The sequence below is a fragment of the Paenibacillus qinlingensis genome (genome assembly GCF_031455095.1).
Taxonomy (GTDB): Bacteria; Bacillota; Bacilli; order Paenibacillales; family NBRC-103111; genus Paenibacillus_E; species Paenibacillus_E qinlingensis_A.
In genome coordinates this window covers 138,380-156,347 of record NZ_JAVDSB010000004.1, presented here as the reverse complement: position 1 = coordinate 156,347, position 17,968 = coordinate 138,380, and the positions used below count along the sequence as shown (strand labels likewise).

Below are 17,968 nucleotides of genomic sequence, written 5' to 3'. Positions count from 1 at the left end.
CGACCTCGAGGGGAGTCGCCGTTTTTTAAGATAAACATTAACCGTACTATTCTCATGCGATTAGTTAGGTTAAAAAAGGAGGAAATGTGATGAAGAGAGTGATAGGGTCCAGGTTTTTAAGCTTGCTGCTGGGAATCGTCATCTTAGCAGCAAGCTTCATGCCAATGGCCGCAACATCAACGGTTTATGCAACAGGCTCTGTCTATTATGTGGATGCAATAGGCGGCGATGATGCAAACACTGGAACTGCTTCGGGATCGGCTTGGCAATCGCTGAGTAAAGTCAATAGTACCGTCTTTGAGCCTGGCGACGCCATTATGTTCAAGGCAGACGGTGTATGGACGGGTACGCTTTCTCCCCAAGGCTCGGGCACAGAAGGAAATCCCATCACGATTGATATGTATGGTACCGGCCGTAAGCCATTGATTGCGGGGGCTGGCGCTGCAGCAGCTGTCTATTTTAACAATCAGGAGCAGTGGGAAGTCCGAAATCTGGAGATCACCAATGATGCAGCTACGAAGGCAGTACGCAGAGGCATACACGTGGACGGTACCAGCGGCGGCTACACGAATCCTAGAGTATTTAAGCATTTTCTTTTTGAAAATCTAGAGATCCATAACGTGAAGGGGGATACCGCCACCGATTATGCCCATAATGGCGGTATTATCGTCTGGGGAACGAATTGGGATTATCACGTATCCGATGTTGTTGTGAATAACAGCAAGATTTATTCCGTAGATAGCGTGGGCATTTACATTTACGGCGCACAGAAGAAATATTCCGCTGACTCCAAAGTAACCAATAACGTCATTTACGATGTGGGTGCAGATGGCGCATTCATCTTGGATACGACCAATGCTTTGATTGAAAACAACATTGTGCATGACACGCATGTAAGAGCTAGCGGCTATCATGTTCCACTTTGGGTATTTTCAGCGAAGGACGCGTTGATTCAGAACAATGAAGTTTACAACACAGCGCCGGGCGGAGATGCTATGGCTTATGACGCGGATTACAAAAGTGACGGAACGATTATTCAATATAATTACAGCCATAATAATGCAGGCGGAGCCTTCTTGGTTGTCAATGATGGTACGGTTGCGAGCAACGCCAATACCAACACGACAATCCGCTATAACATTAGCCAGAACGACAGCGGTGCTGTGTTTAATTTTAGCGGAACTCCTGATACTACTCGTATCTATAACAACACAGTATATCTACCTCGATATTCGAACACGAAAGTGGTGGATTATTTAAACTGGGGCGGTTATGCCAAAAATACGTACTTCACGAACAATATCATCACGAATCTCGGAACTGGCGGCTACAATTTTGCCGGTAGTACGAATAATGTGTTTGATCACAATCTGTTCTATGGCAACCATCCGGCTAGCGAACCAACGGATGCGAATAAGATTACGGCGGATCCGCTGCTTGCCTCCCCTGGATCAGGTGGTATAGGCAAAGATACGGTAGTCGGATACCAGCTTCTTTCTACATCCCCGGCTATTGGAACGGGCACATTGATGACGAACAACGGAGGCAAGGACTACTTCGGCAATCCGGTGTCGGCCGTACTAGCGCCGAATATCGGTGCTTACCAAGGTCCAGGGCTGGATCCTAACAATCTGCCTCCGCTCCCACCACCGCCGGTGGAGGAAAATCTGTTGAAGAATCCAGGGTTCGAAACAGGTGATTTTACCAATTGGCCTACTTATTACAATGGGGCTACTATTGAGGGCAACAATGCGCTTACCGGCACTTATGCAGCCAAGCTTACAGGGAATACGGCTGGTGTTGAGCAGACCATCAGTGGATTGTATCCAAATACGATCTACAAATTGTATGGAAATGGTAAGAGCGTAGGCGGTGGCGATGCTGTATTTGGCGTCAAAAATTATGGCGGCACCGCCAAAGATGTGCATATGAGCACGACCAGTTATGCTAGGAAAGAACTTACGTTTACGACGGGCAGTACTAACACCAGTGCTACGATTTATTTATATAAAAGCGGCGGCAGCGGGGATGTGTACTTCGACGACTTGGAATTAATCCAGTACAGCGCATCGCCAGGTGGACCTGCTGACCCTGATCCCGTATATACGGAAGGTTCTGACGATGAGTTCAATGATGCCGAGATCCATTCACAATGGCATTGGACCCGAGAGAATCCAGCGAAATGGTCGCTGAGCACGAACCCGGGGAATATGAGAATTGTCAGTGAGAATGGAGATATCGCGGGTGGAAGTGCCGATGCCAAGAACATCCTTCTCACTGGTGCGCCTGAAGGCAACTGGGCTATTGATACGAAGCTCGAAGGCAAGCCGAATTCGCAGTGGTCGCAAGGCGGATTGGTCGTGTATGTCAATGACGATACCTATATTCGGATGACCCGGTTGTATGGTAGTGGCAATCAGTTACAATTTGACGTTAAGGTTGGTGGTGTACGTACCCATATGGAGGTACCCGATACGATCGGCTCAACGGTATCTTACCTTCGAATTGTGAAGTATGGAGATAAGTATGCAGGTTATTATTCGGTAGACGGTATCACGTATACCCAGATAGGTAACACAGTAATTACGAACCTGGATGCTCCCAAAATCGGCCTAATCGTATGTGGGGGAACGGGACTTACCGCGGATTTTGACTATTTCCACATTACAACTAGTGGCATAACGGAGCCGCCACCTCCACCGCCGCCCGTACCTGTCGCCGTGTCTGGCATCACGTTGAATAAGTCCGCCTTGAGTCTGAAGGTAGGCGGGACAGCAACCTTGTCGGCAGTCGTGTCTCCTTCTAATGCGGCCAACAAAGCAGTGACATGGAGCTCGAACAATGCCGTCGTAGCGCAAGTAAGTGCGACTGGAATCATCACGGCTGTAGGTGAGGGAACAGCTTCGGTTACGGTAACCACGGTAGACGGCTCCAAAACGGCCATTTGCTTCGTAGAGGTTGTATCTGCGAGCAATTTGCTGAACAACCCGGGATTTGAGACTGGCGATTTTACGAACTGGCCATCGAATTTTAACCAGGCAGCTGTAGTGAATACAAACACTCATTCAGGAACGTACGCTGCTAAGCTGGCAACCGCATATGGTGGGATTGAACAGATCGTAACCGGACTTACGCCCAATACGACTTATACGCTCTCTGCGTGGTCCATGGGAATCAATGGTGAGTTTGGCGTTAGGGATTTCGGTAGTTACAAGCGTCAGGTCTATATCAACTCGACGGCTTATACGAAAAATGAGATTACCTTTACGACAGGCAGCACAAACACAACCGCGACCATTCTCATGTACAAACGTGCTGCGGCAGGAGAGGCGTACTTTGATGATTTTGAACTTATTCAGCAAAGCGGGCCAACTACGCCACCTCCCGTCGCGGTAACTGGGGTTTCACTGGATCGAACCGGATTGAGTTTGAAAATAGGCGCAACGGTGACCTTGTTGGCAACTGTCGCACCGTCCAATGCCGCTAATAAAGCGGTAAGCTGGAGCTCGAACAATCCCGCAGTGGCGACGGTGGATGCGAGTGGCATCGTGACCGCGGCGGGTGAGGGAACCGCTACGGTGACCGTGACGACAGTTGACGGAACCAAAACGGCCGTTTGCCTCGTGGAGGTTGTGCCTGCAACTCCTGTAAGTAATCTGCTGAACAACCCCGGCTTTGAGACAGGGGATTTTACGAACTGGCCATCGCATTTTAACCAATCCGCCATCGTGAATACGAATGCCCGTACAGGAACGTACGCAGCCAAATTAGCAACGGCCTACGGGGGGATTGAGCAATTTGTAACTGGACTGACGCCAAACACAACGTATACGATCTCTGCATGGGCGAAGGTTGTAGATGGGGGATCTGCACAGTTCGGAGTGCGGGATTTCGGCAGCTACCAACGTCAGGTTTATGTGAATTCTGCTGAATATACAAGGAAAGAATACACGTTCACCACAGGAAGCACGAACACAACCGCGACCATCTTTATGTATAAACACGTCGTTCCTGGCGAGGTTTACTTTGATGACTTGGAGCTAGTTCAGGTTAGTCCTTGAGCTGTAAGCTGGTTGCCGAGGAAGTAGCGGAGATAGTTGAGTTGATGAGTTAGGCGATAGGTGAGTAAGCAAAGAAGTTGGTTCTTGTACATGTTCATGTACGAGTGACCAGCTTCTTTTTTCATGCTACAGCAGCTCATAGGAAAAGGCCGAGATACACGAAAAATTCGAGTAACTCAGCGCGGCAAGCGCGCGCTGTCGGGAGCAGCCGTATTCTTTTAATAATCGTAGAATTGAACCTGACGAAGAACCTGAATAACCGTTCGAACATTGACAAATAATACCTATGTTTACCTAATGAGGAGGGTATTGCATACATGAATGGAAGCGCCAGTAGCAAACGAGGAATCGTCCTGTTAATCCCCCTGTTAGTCGTCCTGATTGTTTCGGGATGCGGGCAGAATAAAACGGTCAAAGTTGGCATCGAGGAAAATTTCCGCCCCTATACGTATATAGATGGTGGGGAGAAGAAGGGCTTTGAGGTGGAATTATGGCAAGCAATCGCTAAAAAGTCAAAGTTAGAATACGAGTTAATTCCAATGGAAATGGGCGAATTGAATAAAGGATTGAAGTCCGGTGATATTGATTTGGCCATTGCGGGGAAGACAATTACGGATGCACGTAGTAATGATCTGGAGTATTCTGATCCTTATTTTCAAACAAACTTAGTGATTCTGACTGCTTCGGAGAACTCAGCTATCAAAGGGAAAGATGACTTAGTCGACAAAGCTTTAGCAACCGAAAATGGATCACCTGGGTTTTACTATGCAAGTGAAATTCAAGGGGCGAAAATACACGGCTTCTCAAAAATCGCAGATGCCTATGCAGAGTTAAAAAGTCATACAGCAGACGCAGTGATTGTGGAGGAACGCAATGCCCAGGATTTTATAAAGAACACTGCGCAAGGGTCCGTGAAAATAGTAGGAGATCCGTTCAATAAAGATAGTCTGGCTATTCTTGCGAAAAAGAAAAATAAGTACATCGGAAGAATTAACGAAGCGCTCCAATCCGTATCCAAAGATGGCACTTACGAAGATTTGTATACGAAGTGGTTCACAAGCAAACCCAAAATGATGCCGAATAAAATCAAAAAAGAAGTGGAACACGACTTACAGCACGAAGCTTAATCATACGTGGAAATAGCTTGCCGAGACATCGGCAAGCTATTTTTTATGTGAACGGTATCTTGAATTAGGCATTCTATTTGATAATTTGCACATTACCTGACATGTATTTGAGTGTTGAGGAGGTTAAACGAGGGAAAAAAGACAATGTAAGCCTTTTTATGATAGGTAAAATAACATGAGTGAAATAATATTTCACAATTATCTTTACAAAATGAAATAAAACTCATTATAATGAGAAAAACACGTTAGGTAATATAACATATTACAAAAATAATAGAGGATGTTGCCCATGTTAAAAGGTGGATTAATGAGCATAGAAGCTGCTATGGCAAGTTTGAAGCCGAGTGAGCGCAAAGTTGCACAATACATTTTGGAACATCCGCAAGAGGTAATTAGTCTTTCTGTTCAGAAACTGGCGGAGTTTGCCAGTGTTAGTGAAGCGACAATCATACGTCTTTCACGTTCGCTCCACTTTAAAGGATTTCAGGAACTTAAGATGCGAATCGCCGGTGATTTATCACAGTCGTCATTGCCAACAGAGACTTATCAGGAAATCAATGCGAACAGTTCAATTGGGGAGATCATCAAATCAGTCACAAATAACAATATTGTTTCCATTCAAGATACGCTAACCGTTCTCTCACCGGAAAGTGTGGAGAAAGCCGTACAAACGTTAAGTCGTGCAAGAAAAATTGGCGTGTTCGGCGTTGGTGCTTCAGGGGTCATCGCGGAGGATTTCAAGCAAAAGCTTTCACGGATTAACCGTTGGTGTGAGATTGGTACAGGGTTTGATGCGCAAGCTACCATTGCTGCTAACCTGCTCCCGGGAGATGTAGTCTTTGGTATTTCCTATACAGGTCAAACGGAAGATATGATTCGTTCGCTGGAAGTAGCGAAGAATAATGGCGCTGCGGTTATTACGTTGACCCGATTCGGATCGAATCCAGTTGCAGACTTGGCAGATATTCAGCTGTTTATTAGCACATTGGAGAAAAGTATTCGCAGTGGGGCGATGGCATCAAGAATTGCCCAATTGAATGTTATCGATATTTTATATGTTGGTATCGCTGGGTGCCACTACGAGGCAAGTGTGACCTCGCTGGAAATGACTCGACAAGCGGTTAAGGTTGGCAAACGCAATGGATAACAGCAACTGATTTTGTATGAATTGGTTTGGTTTGGTCCTCTTGAAATTCTAGAGGTTAACATACAAGTGAAAATTAAAGGGAGGTTTTTTTATGAAACGTTTATTCAGTGGTGCATTATTAACTATGGTCACAGCTTCTTCCATGCTTGTCGCATGCAGCAGTAACAGCGCAACGCCTAGTTCAGCCCCTAGTACAGCAAGTACGGTACCAGCAACAACAGCAGCGACACAGGATAAAGTAAAGCTGACAATAGGCAGCTGGCGTACAGAAGATACAGAAGCTTATACCAAAATCATTGCTGAGTTCAAAAAGAAAAATCCCAATATTGATATTGAGTTCAAACCAACCAAGAATACGGAGTACAACACAGCGCTAAACACAAGTCTGCAAAGCGGAAACGGTCCAGATATTATTCATCTTCGCCCGTATGCAGCGGGTGCAGCTTTGGCAGATGCTGGATATCTGGAGCCTTTGACGAATGTGAAAGGCATGGATGTATTCTCGAAAGATACATTGTTGGCCGCTACGGGATCTGACGGTAAAGTATACGGCGTTCCAACTGTTTTCAGCTCGACGCAAGTATTTTATAACAAGAAACTATTTCAAAAATACAATCTCCAAGAACCTAAAACGTGGGATGAACTCCTCAAAACAGCAGATACCTTGAAGAAGAATAAAGTAACGCCTTTCGCTTTCGGCTCCAAGGAAGGATGGATTCTATCGCTGACAGAAGGAACACTTGGACCGGCTGTTTATGGGACAGATTTTATGAAGAAAATTGTTAGCGGGGGCGCAAACTTCAAAAGCCCAGAGTATGTAAGTTCGATTAAAATGCTGAAAGATCTAACGCCATTTTTCCCAGATAATTACGTAGGTATTGGCATGGATGACATGAGAAACATGTTTGTTACTGAGCAGGCTGCGATGATGGTGATGGGGGACTGGGAGTATGCAGTCATGAAGAAGACGAACCCAGACCTTCAGATGGATGTATTTCCAGTTCCGCCAATGAAAGCAGATGGCAAACAAACGGTAACCACATGGGTGGATGGTTCATTTTCCGTGAATGCCAAATCGGCTCATAAACAAGAAGCGCTGAAATTCATGGAATTTTTAACAACGAAAGAATTCGGGGCTCTTGCTGTTAATGAATTACAAAAACCAAGCACAATCCCAGGTGTGGCGGCTAATGATCCTCTGGTAGCTAAAATTGCCAAAAATGCCGATACGATCTCCACACCTTACGCAGCTGTCGTTTATTTCAATGCCGGTAATCCAACAACGAAAGCTACGTTAGAAAATTCAATCCAAGGTATGTATTTAAATAAATTAACGCCGGAGCAAGTGACAGAAGAAGTTCAAAAAATAACGGATACTTGGTTTAAACCTAAGAAATAAGTAAAGAGAAGGTGTGAGGGGCATGAATGACTTGGCCAAATCGTCCGGGTGGAAAAAGGGAGCAGTTCACCTGTTCCCCGTCCCTGCCCTCGCAGTTTACATGATGTTCGTGATTTACCCGATTCTTTCCGCGTTCGGCTACAGCTTTTATGATTGGAAAGGCCTCGTCCGTGGGGAGTTCATTGGGTTCGGCAATTTTGTAAGCTTGTTTACGAAGGAACCGTTTAATCATTTGTTTTGGAATGCGTTTGGTCATAATCTTTATTATTTTGTCGTTGAGATGGCTGTACAGAATGTGATTGCCTTTGGGCTTGCCTATCTTGTTTATAGTAAACTCAAAGGTTCAAATTTTTTGAAAATGGCCTACTTTTTGCCTAGGCTGCTGTCTGTCATCGTCGTAGGCTTCTTATGGAAGCTCATGTTGAACCCGAATAATGGCGTTGTGAATGTCATGCTCAAAAAGATAGGTCTCGTTTCATGGGCCAAACCTTGGCTTGGAGATCCTGCTACGGCTTTAACTTCGATTACGATCGTCAACAGTTGGTTTGGTGTTGGTTTCTCCATGTTAATATTCCTTGCAGGTTTACAAGCAATTTCCTCTGAAGTTGTTGAAGCAGCACGGTTGGATGGGGTCAAAGGATTCCGTTTGATTCGCTCGATCATCTTACCTATGATGAGTCAGTCTCTGATTATCATTACTGTTTTTACATTTATTCATGCTTTCGAAGCATTCGAGTTGATTTATGCGATGGAGGGATCACAGGGTGAGCCATATAACTCGACTGACACATTGGCTGTATTCTTTTATCGAATTGCTTTTGGCGGCTCATCTGGCGGAGATTCGGTCGCACTTGGACTTGGTTCAGCATTAGCTGTTGTTCTATTTTTCATTATTGCAACCATATCCGCTTTGTTCCTGTATTTCACTAGGAACCAATCGGCTCAGCACTAGGACAGGAGGCAGACCATGAAAACCAACAAATCCGTTCGGGGACTCCAGTACGCTGCGGCGTATTTGGGGGCGCTGGTCAGTTTGTATCCGATTTTTCTGATGCTGACCTCCTCCTTGAAGACGAACATCCAAATCTTAAAAAATCCAATGTCATTACCAACATCCATTTCGTTCGCAGCATATAGTAAGTTGATACACCAAATTCCCTTTTTCACTTATTTTTGGAATAGCATTGTGGTTAGTGTTGTATCCGTAGTTCTAATTTTGCTATTTGGTGTTATGGCTTCCTTCTATATTGCGAGATATCCGTTCCGCTGGAATGGAGCTTTGTTCTTTTTCTTTCTCTTGGGCATGATGATTCCCATTAAGCTCGGTATCGTCCCTTTGTTCCTTTTGATGAAAAAACTATCGATGTTGAATAATATCTGGTCGTTGGTTAGTGTGTACACAGCGATCGGCTTGCCACTTGCTATTCTCATCTTAACGGGCTTCTTCAGAACGCTCCCGAAGGAGTTGGAAGAGGCGGCGCGCATAGATGGTTCATCTGATTTTGGTGTTATGTGGCATGTTTTGCTGCCGCTGATGCGGCCAGCACTTGGAACTGTGATGATTATGAATTTTATCACGGCATGGAATGATTTCTTTTTCCCGCTTATTTTTATTCAAGACGATGCGAAGAAGACAATTCCGGTTGGCATGCTCTCCTTGTTCGGACAGTACTCAACAGATTTAAGTATGCTGTTCGCAGGGCTAACGTTAGCTTCTGTGCCTATGATGATTATATTTTTCCTAGCTTCTAAACAATTCATGGAAGGCATGACTGCTGGGGCGGTCAAGTAAGGATGCAACCAATCATCCAAGAACAGGAGGTATCGTATTGGCTCAACAAAAGAAGAATAAACTGGTTACGGAGCAGAGAAATGAAAAATCACTGCACCTTGACCAACTTAGTATTGAAGAAATCGTGACCTTAATGAATGAGGAAGACCAAACAGTTGCCCTTTCGGTCCGAGGCGCAATTCCTCAGATTTCTGTTGCTATTGCAGCTATTACTGAAGCAATGACAGATGGAGGTCGACTCTTTTATATCGGAGCTGGAACAAGTGGACGTCTTGGGATTTTGGATGCTTCCGAATGTCCTCCGACATTCGGGGTAGAGGTGGACTTAGTAAACGGTCTCATTGCTGGCGGTGAAAAAGCGATTCGTGCATCCATAGAAAATGCGGAAGATGATGAGCATGCCGGGTTGCTAGCTATATCTGAGGTAGTCAGACCAGGTGATGTTGTTGTTGGGATTACAGCCAGCGGCACGGCCCCCTATGTGATTGGTGCCATTCGTGAAGCGAATCGGCTAGGTTTAACGACGGTTGGTATTAGCTGCAATCGAGATACACCACTCAGTACCATTGTAAAATATCCGATTGAAGTACCTGTCGGGCCGGAAATCATTACGGGTTCGACACGCTTAAAAGCAGGAACCGCACAAAAAATGGTGCTGAACATGCTCTCCTCCACATTAATGATTCGAATGGGGAAGGTCTATGGCAATCTGATGGTTAATGTTCAGGCTACCAATCACAAGCTAAGAGAACGTACAGTTGGAATTATACAAGAAGCAACGGGCACCGATGAAGAAACAGCACGTCAAGCTGGCATTGATGCTAATGGCGATGCAAGAGTGGCTATTTTGATGCTGATGTTCAGCGTTAGCCAGGAGAAGGCCTTGGCTGTGCTTCTACAAGTCCAAAACCATTTCGGTGATGCCGTGAAGCACCTTCAACAAAGTTAATACAAATAACAAAAAGGCTGAGCTCAGAAGAAGAACTTTCTTCGTGGCTCAGCCTTTTTGTTCCAATCAGCTCATTATTGCCCTGTATAAGGATTGGGGGTCACTTGCGGTCCTTGATGCATCGAAGGTGCCATGTGTGGTGCGGTGTACATGGGAACTGAAGCTCCTTCAGGTACTTCATGTTCTAGGTACATTTTGTGACAATGCATTTTATACAAGCGAGGGATATAAGTGATATTCCCTGGGGTTAAGCTGTCTGGCTGTTGAATGTGTGGGTTCATGGCTTCAAGAATCGGCTGAGGAACATTGTACTTCTGAGCCAGTTTCACCATGGAATCTCCTTCTACACACTGATGCTGCGCATAATAGGTGCCATCTCGATCATCTTCTCCTCGAATAAAGAAAGGAAAAGCGAAAGGAGAAAGGAAGAAGTAAGGGAGCAATCTACGACGCGGGAAGTAAGGGTTGTAAAAAGGTCCTCCGAATCCATATTGTGGGTATCCAAATCCCCCGAATCCCCCGTATCCACCAAATCCAGGTCCAAAGGTTCCAAAACTCATAGGTGATGCCTCCGTTTATGATAATATCGTCCATCTACCTTATAGCATATGGGCGTTTGTCACAATCGGTTCTTGCTGAGAAGTAAGATAGGCTTGTTCGAGCGAAACGGATCGTGCAAGTAGGTTATCGGTACCTGATTATGATAAAATGTAAGCAATTTACGAGAGGCTGGAGGATGTTGATGATGAACAATCGAAACTGGGCTGGCAATTATACATACAGCGCCTCGAACTATCATGTTCCGTTGAATGTGGAAGAGATTCAAGAATTAGTGGCTCGCAGCAATCAAATTAAGGTGCTGGGCACCCGTCATTCGTTTAATGGTATTGCCGACAGTACGGAAAGCTTGATCTCGCTTCAGAATTTGAATCGCGTGATTGCACTTGACCGAACGCACAATAAGGTAACGGTTGAGGCTGGCATTCACTATGGTGAGCTAGGTCAATTTCTCCATGCGAATGGGTATGCCCTGCACAACTTGGCTTCGTTGCCGCACATAACCGTTGCCGGGGCATGTGCGACAGCCACGCACGGTTCCGGTGATCGGAACGGCAACTTAGCGACAGCCGTACATGCGATGGAAGTCGTTAAAGCAGACGGGAGTATCGCTGTGTTCTCCCGTGACCATCAAGACGGGCTCCTTGCTGGAGCTGCCGTTGGATTAGGTGGACTAGGTGTTGTCACGACAATCACCTTAGATATCGTCCCATCTTTCCAGATGAACCAGTATGTCTACGACAACTTGTCATTGAAAGAGCTTGAAGCGCAATTTGACGATATTTTCTCTAGCGGCTATAGTGTCAGCTTGTTCACGAACTGGCAGGAAGCCATGTTCAATCAAGTATGGGTGAAGCGCAGAGTGGAAGAGTCGGCCTCTGTCATTGAGCAGGTGGAATCGGTGTTCTTTGGAGCAAAATTAGCCGACATGCCTCGTCATCCGGTGCCAGGTCACACAGCCGAGAATTGCAGTGAACAGATGGGGATACCAGGACCATGGCATGAGCGGATGCCGCATTTCCGAATGGACTTCACCCCAAGTGCGGGTGAGGAACTGCAAAGCGAGTACTACGTGCCGCGTCAACATGCCTATGAGGCATTATGTGCACTCGACCGTATCAAGGAGCATATATCTCCACTATTATATGTTTCTGAGGTACGTACAATAGACGAAGATGATTTGTGGATGAGTCCTTGTTACCGCCAGGCGTCGGTAGCTTTCCATTTTACGTGGAAGCCCAATTGGGAGGCTGTTAGACGCGTATTGCCGATGATCGAGCAGCTCCTCGAACCCTTTGAGGCTCGGCCGCATTGGGCTAAGCTGTTCACGATGCCGCCGGCACGCGTGCAGTCGCTTTATGCGAAGCTGCCGGAATTTCAGCAACTGCTTCTTCAATGTGACCCGCAGGGGAAATTCCACAACGACTATTTGAGAACTTATATTATGGGTGACCAACGATGAAAAGAATTGGATGCTTCCATGCCCATCATTCCAATATTGAACATATTGATAATGCCCTGTTCGATTTAGGTGTTGAACTTATTCATTTTGTAGATCCAGGTCTAGATCGAATCAAGCAGGATCCCGGTTTCACGACAGAAATAGCCCAAAAGAAAGTGCTTGAAACCCTGGACTGGATAGCAAATTGCCACGTAGATGCGATATTAATAACGTGTACTTTTTTTACAGCCATCTATCAAGAAGACTTGTATCGCTATGCAATCCCGATTATCAAAATTGATGATCCGCTGTTTGAAGAAATCTGTGAGTCGAAGCAACCTACGGTCGTTGCGTTCACGAATCCGAACACCGTTCAAGGAACGATGAAACAACTAGCCGCCTATGCTCAAAAGAAGGGGAAAGCGCTGGAAGCAGCGCCTGCACTTTTGGACAATACCTTTGATCTCATTATGCAAGGTAAAAAAACGGCATACATTCAAGCGGTCTCACAAGGTTTGACTCAACTTATCGAGGAAAACCCGGGGAAGCGCGTGGTGGCAGCCCAGCTCTCCATGGTTCCTGCTGCACGGGCAGCTGAAAAGCAAACCAATCGTGCCGTTGGCAACCAACTCGTGTCGTTAGCCACGTATGTGAAGGACGTCTTGGCCTTGTAATTAGCTTTACATGAGGAAAGCCCCGATCCCTATAGGATACGAGGCTTTTTTCGTTTTTTAAGGAATCGCTACGGTATTCTTTTCTTCCAGCGTAGTGAGGTCGTTCGCTTTAATAAATCCGTTCGAGATGGTATACAGGGTGTCTCCAATATAGAGCACGCGCTCCACCTGCTTGTCACCCGCATAAAAGTGCTGCCCTGCTTTTTGCAGCTCTTCCTTCGAGAGATGCGAGATGCCTCCGCGCAACTGGAAGCCTTTTTCCAAATCAAGGTTGTAAACATACGCCCCTTGGAAAGCAAAGCTTCCATAAGCACTAGCCACATTTTTCGGATTGCTTGTCGCTAGATTCGGATCGATTTTCATGACAGTGACAGGGAAGGAGAGCAGATTCCTCTCTTTGGAGAAGAGCAACGCACGGTGATTGTACAGCAACTCGGAATCCGTTCCCCGATCACCAATTATTTCCGTGAATTTCTCCTTCGGATTATTTACATCAGATACATCGAACAATGCGACTTTCATACCTTGGTAATAAGCGATGGATTGTGAGCCAGCCACGCTTTTGTTCTCGACCTCAATAGTATCTTTTCCAAAGCCAATGATATGGTTTTCATCATAAGGATGCAGATAGTTGCTGTATCCAGGGATTTTCAAAGCACCTAACAATTTGGGCTGAGCAGGTTGCTTCAAATCCAAGACGAAGAGCGGGTCAGTATTTTTAAAAGTAACCATGTAGGCGCGGTCACCCATGAAGCGAGTGGAATATATGCGCTCACCTGGCGCGATGTTTAAGATGCTGCCTACCTCTTTCAGGCTCTTATCGAGAATATAGACATGGTTTTTCGACGTTCCTTCATCTGTCCGCCAGATCTCGCCGGTGGTTGTAGCCAGACGAAGATAACCGTTATGCTCATCCATGGCGAATTGATTGAGTAGATGGCCAGGCACCTTGCCTGTATGTTGATACACAGCTTTGCCATTGTTTAGCCCAAATTGATATAAAATCGTTTCCTGTTGTTGCTCCTCATATTTCGTTGCGGCCACATATAAGTTCTCTTCGGATGCGTACACGTTTTGTCCTGAGCCGAGGTACGAGGTGACATTCATAGTTTCGCTTAGATGATCCAGATTCATGCCTCCAATGAGGACATAGTTGGGTTCCAAGGCTTTGGGCAAATAGTAGATGCGGTCCAAAGGAACCGAAGTAAAGGAATCACCTGCTGAGGAATCTCGATAACTCGGAGCCAACTCTTTTTTCATGCCTTCCATATCCGTCAGTTCGCGGTATTGATAGTAATTCACATATTTATTGGCGATAAAGTAGAGGGATGATCCGATTTTGCGAGAGGAAATATAGTTTCCTTCAAGTTCTGCGTCTTTAACCAGCTTCAGGTTACTGCGATCTGTGAGATCGTAAACCATAACTTTGGTAGTTGCCTGCGACCGGATAGGTGAGATCATTCTCTTGCCTGTAATGCCGACACTTGTACTGCTGCTAGCAGCCTCATTATAAGGAACTGGCTTGAAGTTCTGATAGGATTGCCCCAACACGATGAGATGCTTATCATCTACGTAGATTTCACTGGGTTGGAACTGCGTGTTTTGTGTTTTGGGGAAATCAAGGATACTCAGTACCTTCATCTGGTCCGCGGGATAAGCCTGAGTGACTACGATGCGCTGCTTATTGACGGTATAAATGTACGTTCCATCTGACTTGACGACGTCTGACTCATCGACGCCTTGAACTTGTACGTTCGTTCCAGAATACTCGGGCGCCACGGATCTGGCTGAATCTTGAACCGCGACACCTGCACTGCCGGCAACAGCTGGCGCTGAGGAAGTCGTGGAAGATTTAGCTATGGCTGATGTGCCCATGAGAGAATTAACGACGATTCCTTTGCTTTCATTCTGCGTCAATAGGGTAACCAAATGGTCGTAGGTACCTACAACTGGCAAGCTGTCAGCTGGCTTGGTTATGCTAACGGAACTGGTTGCGGAATCCCAACGAACAATTTGATCGGCGCTTTCCATAAAGAAACGCAGCGGGACGTAGAGGGAGTCATCTACAATTTGTGTGGTGCCTTTCATAGTGGTTGCCTGCCCATTTACGTAAGCGTGGTCGGTATGCACAGGCAGCTTCAATTCGTATCCGTTACGTGTAACAACGGCAACCCGTTCAGCGTCATTCCAGGTCACTTCCATCTCTAAAGCGTTTGCAAGATCGCTAACGGACGCCATCAAAACTCCATCGATCATCCGAGGTTGACTAGCAAAAGTGATCGGTTGGCCCTCAAGCTTAACAATAGTTTCCTGACCAGCATTCGTAGAGACCGGTGTAAAAGCTGAGGTTAAGAGGATCGCGGTCGTTAGGAGGCCGGCGGCTAAAACCTTTTTCTTCATGTATCTCATCCTTTGCTTCATATTGTAAGTTTCCATTATTTTTATCTGTATCCACTTAACGGATGGTAGCGGCGATTTGTTTCACTTTTTTTGGAAATATTTTTATGTACAACGTTAACGACATGCCGGGATTGAAAATAGCCTGACAGCCCCATTTTGATATATGATAGTTATATGAAAAATATGGATAAAATGAGTCGTCGTTCCTTTTTAAAAAAGGGTTTACTGCTGGGAGGAGGTCTACTATCCGTCCCCCCAATAAGTTACGGGTATGCCACGTGGGTGGAGCCCCGTTGGTTGCAAGTGGAGCGAATTTCGCTCTCTTTCCCGACACTGCCGGAAGCCTTCAAGGGGCTGCGGGTTGTGCAATTCAGTGATCTTCATTTTGGATTTCATATGGATATTAAGCAATTAACCAAGGTAGCCCAGACGATCCAAGCAGAAAAACCAGATATCGTATGCTTTACCGGAGATCTCGTCGATTATGAGATCGGTGGGCAGGATCAAGAAATCCGCGATGTGCTGCGTACGATCACTGCAACATACGGCTGCTATGCTGTACTTGGCAATCATGATTACTATGGAGATGTAGAAGAAGTAGCAGACGTTCTAGAGGAAGGGGGCTTTCACTGTCTGCGCAATAAAGGGGTAAGGCTTCAGAGAAGCAACCAATCCATTTGGATTGCGGGTGTAGAAGATATGTGGGAAGGTGTTCCTAATCTGAAAACGGCTCTGCAATCGGCGAAAAAAGAGGAATGGGTACTCCTCTTGTCCCACGCACCGGATTACGCGGATGTGGCTGCTAGCGAGGCCGTCCATTTGCAACTCTCGGGCCATTCTCACGGTGGACAAGTGAGATTGCCGATCATAGGTCCGTTGGCTTCGGTTCCCTTTGGTGTTAAATATCCATCCGGACTTTACCAGGTCGGGACTCATAAGTCGCTTACTCTGTATACCAATCGAGGTATCGGTGTGTCCGTGCAACCCATTCGATTCATGTGCCGTCCAGAGATAACGGTTTTGACATTGATTTAAAAGATCAGCTTCGTCGAGCATGTACCCTATACCCCATTAGGAAAACGGGATAAAAAAGCGATGGAAAATGAGAAATGACCACCACATGCGCTGATTGTGGCAGTCATTTTGATTAGAATAGTCGGCAGGGTGAAAAGGGTCTTGCGGTGTCCACAAGAAAAATAGCTAAGAGATCAAATAAAACTAAAGGAATGAGAAAGGGCAGGAATGAGATGTGAGCTTTCTTTCCAGTACGTTTTTGTTTTAAATAGACCTGTTGCCCGTCCACTTTCACGATGGTCCCTTTGTAAGTGCCATGTGTTGTTTGTATCATCACTTCGCGATTGAGGTACTTTTTACAAATCAAATAGGAATCTGATCGCATCAAAGGAATACCTCCTTTCTAGCTTTATTAATCTAGTATATGTTCGTCCCATAGAACAAGTGTGTGTGTTAGATAATTATTCCTGTTTAGTTTTAGTCGAGGCTGGGTGAGCTTCATATAACTTTTTCATATTTTCACGAATGACAGATTTCAGAATTTGTCATTTGTAATTTGTTAGTGAAGGTTAGGGGCTATGTGTTAGGCAGTCTAGTAAGAGTAAGAGTAGAGTACGCGACTTGATAAAAAATCAAATTCCTATGAGGTGATCGTTTGTCGAATCATATATACATCATTACAGGAGCGTCAAGCGGGCTTGGTGCCGAATTGACTAGACAGCTTTTAGCAGAAGACAACGTTGTTTATTGCTTATCGCGTACTGAAAATACAGATATTGTAAGGGAAGCGTCCGGATATAGGTATCAGTTCATCGCTATTGATCTCACTCGTGTAGAGACGTTAAATGGTAGGATACAAGAAATGATTTCAACAATAGATCCGAGCCATCTTGATTCAATAACACTCATTAATAATGCGGCTATGGTATCTCCGATCAAAGATATTGAGGCGTGTACGCAGGAAGAAATCATGCTGCATATCCAATTGAACTTAACCGCACCTGTTCTGCTTAGCTCCAGTTTTATCAGCTTAACGTCCGGTTGGAATGTAAAAAGAAGGCTTGTTAACATCTCTTCTGGATCAGCTAAGTATCCAGCCCCAAGCATGAGTCTATATTGTTCCACGAAATCGGCACTGAATATGTTCTCGCAATGTGTGGGACTCGAGCAAGAAGATGAACCCCATGCGGTTCAAGTCTTTGCAGTCGACCCAGGCATGATGGATACCGAGATGCAGAAAAAAGCACGTGATTCTGATTTTCCATTAACGGGTTATTTTACAAAACAGAAAGAAGAAGGCAACCTTGCCGACCCGGTTGATGTAGCCCATCAGATTTTAACCTTGATCAACGCTCCACTGATAAAGAATGGCGATATTCATCGCGTGTGAGTGATAAAGAAATATG

The 17,968-nt window shown here is 45.5% G+C and carries 14 protein-coding genes; 11 read left to right on the top strand and 3 right to left on the bottom strand.

The genetic code is table 11. The features are described 5' to 3' along the window. The first annotated feature begins 89 nt into the window (after nucleotides 1-89). The 7 genes from J2736_RS14115 (at nucleotide 90) to murQ (ending at nucleotide 10,475) form a co-directional block, all read left to right on the top strand. Nucleotides 90-4,061, top strand: a complete 3,972-nt coding sequence (locus tag J2736_RS14115; protein WP_310499239.1) for an Ig-like domain-containing protein — start codon at nucleotides 90-92, stop codon at nucleotides 4,059-4,061. A 317-nt stretch (nucleotides 4,062-4,378) separates the two neighbouring features. After that, entirely contained in the window at nucleotides 4,379-5,188 is an 810-nt protein-coding gene (locus tag J2736_RS14110; RefSeq protein WP_310499238.1) for a transporter substrate-binding domain-containing protein, read from the top strand. A 289-nt stretch (nucleotides 5,189-5,477) separates the two neighbouring features. Next, nucleotides 5,478-6,335 (top strand): MurR/RpiR family transcriptional regulator, encoded by an 858-nt coding sequence (locus J2736_RS14105; protein WP_463675857.1) that lies wholly within the window; start codon nucleotides 5,478-5,480, stop codon nucleotides 6,333-6,335. 91 nt (nucleotides 6,336-6,426) lie between these two features. Then, the gene (locus tag J2736_RS14100) at nucleotides 6,427-7,734 is read left to right on the top strand and encodes an ABC transporter substrate-binding protein (protein WP_310499236.1); all 1,308 of its coding nucleotides are present in this window, start codon (nucleotides 6,427-6,429) and stop codon (nucleotides 7,732-7,734) included. Between the two features lie 22 nt (nucleotides 7,735-7,756). Beyond that, nucleotides 7,757-8,686 carry a carbohydrate ABC transporter permease gene (locus tag J2736_RS14095; protein WP_310499235.1) on the top strand — a complete coding sequence of 310 codons (930 nt, stop codon included), beginning with the start codon at nucleotides 7,757-7,759 and terminating at the stop codon, nucleotides 8,684-8,686. A gap of 15 nt (nucleotides 8,687-8,701) precedes the next feature. Next, entirely contained in the window at nucleotides 8,702-9,526 is an 825-nt protein-coding gene (locus J2736_RS14090) for a carbohydrate ABC transporter permease (protein WP_310499234.1), read from the top strand. Between the two features lie 37 nt (nucleotides 9,527-9,563). Beyond that, the gene (gene murQ / locus J2736_RS14085; protein WP_310499233.1) at nucleotides 9,564-10,475 is read left to right on the top strand and encodes an N-acetylmuramic acid 6-phosphate etherase; all 912 of its coding nucleotides are present in this window, start codon (nucleotides 9,564-9,566) and stop codon (nucleotides 10,473-10,475) included. 74 nt (nucleotides 10,476-10,549) lie between these two features. Here murQ and J2736_RS14080 read toward each other — a convergent pair whose 3' ends face one another. Continuing rightward, nucleotides 10,550-11,035, bottom strand: a complete 486-nt coding sequence (locus J2736_RS14080) for a LysM peptidoglycan-binding domain-containing protein (RefSeq protein ID WP_310499232.1) — start codon at nucleotides 11,033-11,035, stop codon at nucleotides 10,550-10,552. Nucleotides 11,036-11,217: 182 nt separating this feature from the next. Here J2736_RS14080 and J2736_RS14075 point away from each other — a divergent pair, with 182 nt between their 5' ends. Further along, on the top strand, nucleotides 11,218-12,495 hold the full coding sequence (locus J2736_RS14075) for an FAD-binding protein (RefSeq protein ID WP_310499231.1): 1,278 nt from the start codon (nucleotides 11,218-11,220) through the stop codon (nucleotides 12,493-12,495). Continuing rightward, nucleotides 12,492-13,148, top strand: a complete 657-nt coding sequence (locus J2736_RS14070) for a hypothetical protein (protein ID WP_310499230.1) — start codon at nucleotides 12,492-12,494, stop codon at nucleotides 13,146-13,148. Before J2736_RS14075 ends, J2736_RS14070 begins: the two co-directional genes overlap by 4 nt. 57 nt (nucleotides 13,149-13,205) lie before the next feature. Here J2736_RS14070 and J2736_RS14065 read toward each other — a convergent pair whose 3' ends face one another. After that, nucleotides 13,206-15,548, bottom strand: coding sequence for a beta-propeller domain-containing protein (locus J2736_RS14065; protein ID WP_310499229.1), 2,343 nt, complete (start codon nucleotides 15,546-15,548; stop codon nucleotides 13,206-13,208). Nucleotides 15,549-15,851: 303 nt separating this feature from the next. Here J2736_RS14065 and J2736_RS14060 point away from each other — a divergent pair, with 303 nt between their 5' ends. Continuing rightward, nucleotides 15,852-16,583 carry a metallophosphoesterase gene (locus J2736_RS14060; protein ID WP_310499558.1) on the top strand — a complete coding sequence of 244 codons (732 nt, stop codon included), beginning with the start codon at nucleotides 15,852-15,854 and terminating at the stop codon, nucleotides 16,581-16,583. Between the two features lie 112 nt (nucleotides 16,584-16,695). Here J2736_RS14060 and J2736_RS14055 read toward each other — a convergent pair whose 3' ends face one another. Further along, nucleotides 16,696-16,947: a hypothetical protein gene (locus J2736_RS14055; protein WP_310499557.1), complete on the bottom strand. Its 252-nt coding sequence runs from the start codon at nucleotides 16,945-16,947 to the stop codon at nucleotides 16,696-16,698. Between the two features lie 270 nt (nucleotides 16,948-17,217). Between J2736_RS14055 and J2736_RS14050 the strand changes: the two genes are divergently transcribed. Beyond that, nucleotides 17,218-17,952, top strand: a complete 735-nt coding sequence (locus J2736_RS14050; protein ID WP_310499228.1) for an SDR family NAD(P)-dependent oxidoreductase — start codon at nucleotides 17,218-17,220, stop codon at nucleotides 17,950-17,952. The last annotated feature ends 16 nt before the right edge of the window (nucleotides 17,953-17,968 follow it).